Annotated in this window: 3 protein-coding genes; all 3 read left to right on the top strand. The window is 29.9% G+C overall.

The features are described from left to right. On the top strand, positions 1–229 hold a 229-nt coding region (locus ACFQ13_RS07385; RefSeq protein WP_386115754.1), incomplete at its 5' end, for a hypothetical protein. Positions 230–641: 412 nt separating this feature from the next. After that, positions 642–965 (top strand): hypothetical protein, encoded by a 324-nt coding sequence (locus tag ACFQ13_RS07380; protein WP_386115752.1) that lies wholly within the window; start codon positions 642–644, stop codon positions 963–965. Positions 966–1,130: 165 nt separating this feature from the next. Then, the coding region (locus tag ACFQ13_RS07375; RefSeq protein ID WP_386115751.1) for a hypothetical protein at positions 1,131–1,371 on the top strand (241 nt) is incomplete at its 3' end.

The following is a 1,371-nucleotide window of genomic DNA, read 5'->3' as shown; positions in this document are numbered from 1 at the left end:
AGACAGACCGAATACCAAAATAGAGAAAAATACTAGCGAAAAAATCATTGATGGACTTGAATTTAAAATGTTCAATATGAAAACGCAAAATGAGAATGGGGAAACTTATGAGTTTACTGTTTACAGTAGAATGTTTGATCGAAAGCAATTAGAAATAATCATTTTATCTAGCGAATCCGAAAAAAGAAAGCTAATTGAAAAAAGTATATTAGAATCAAAATTTAACTGATTAAAAACACTACACACAACACCGTGTATAATTAATTGCTTTGTTCTTGCCTACTTGCGAAAATTCCTGCGGAATTTTCACGGGTTCGTAAAAGTTTACTAATTTAGTTGCCCAACCACGCAACTAATCATACACAAACACGTTGGCAATAATATCCAAGCTGAACGCAAAACAAAATGCTATAATAAATATGGAAAGACTCAAACGAAATTGGAAATGGTTAGTTGGTCTTGGAATTTTCCTTCTTATTTATAAAATACTTATTCCATATCAATATAATTACTATTTGGAAAGAGATTTGATTGACTTTGAGCTGACTGATACGCTAATCATTATCGGAATTGTATTTCTCATTTCTCTATTTGTTTTTTATCGGTTTTTATCAATCGAAAATGATATAACACTCAGAATAATGAAGACTTTCGCTTTTTCTGTATTTATGGGAATTGTATATATTATCTGGATTCAAAGTATCATAATTGCTTCTGGATTATTTATAAACCGAATGACTTATACTGAAAAAATATCGGAACGATTTGAAATCACTTACGTTATGAAAAATGGAGAAGTCGGAATTAAGTCGTTAGAAGACCAATATTTTGAAAGAACTGAAAACAAGTTTACGGAATCCGACTTGAATAAAATAAAAGAAGGAGACACAATAAAGATAGATTTTCAGACAGGATTTTTTGGTAAAAAGTATTTGAACTCTGGAAAAATAAACATTGCGGAATAAAATACTATTGCCAACACCGTGTATAATTAATTGCTTTGTCTCTGCTCATCTGGAATATTCCTTCGGAATATTCTCAGGTTCGTAAAAGTTTGCTAAATTAGTTGCTCAACCACGCAACTAATCATACACAAACACGTTGTGTATAATGCGGACAAACCGTCACGAATGAAAAAAATAATTTTACTTTTATTATTTACAATTCCAATTTATGGACAAAATTCGGAATTAATTTCTGACGGAGAATTGTGTGAACAAATTGAATATGCGATTGGTTACTTAAAAACCGATAAAGAATTAAGTACTCGGAATTTTAAGTTTAATTCAACTATTGAAAATGGTTCTCTTTATGAATTTTATTTTCCAACAGAATATGTTGCTTATCAATTAGGAATTGAAAAGGAAAAAA

Source organism: Winogradskyella rapida (genome assembly GCF_042675845.1).
Classification (GTDB): Bacteria; Bacteroidota; Bacteroidia; order Flavobacteriales; family Flavobacteriaceae; genus Winogradskyella; species Winogradskyella rapida.
The sequence above is the reverse complement of the archived record's forward strand: the minus strand, read 5'-3'. Positions and strand labels throughout refer to the sequence as shown.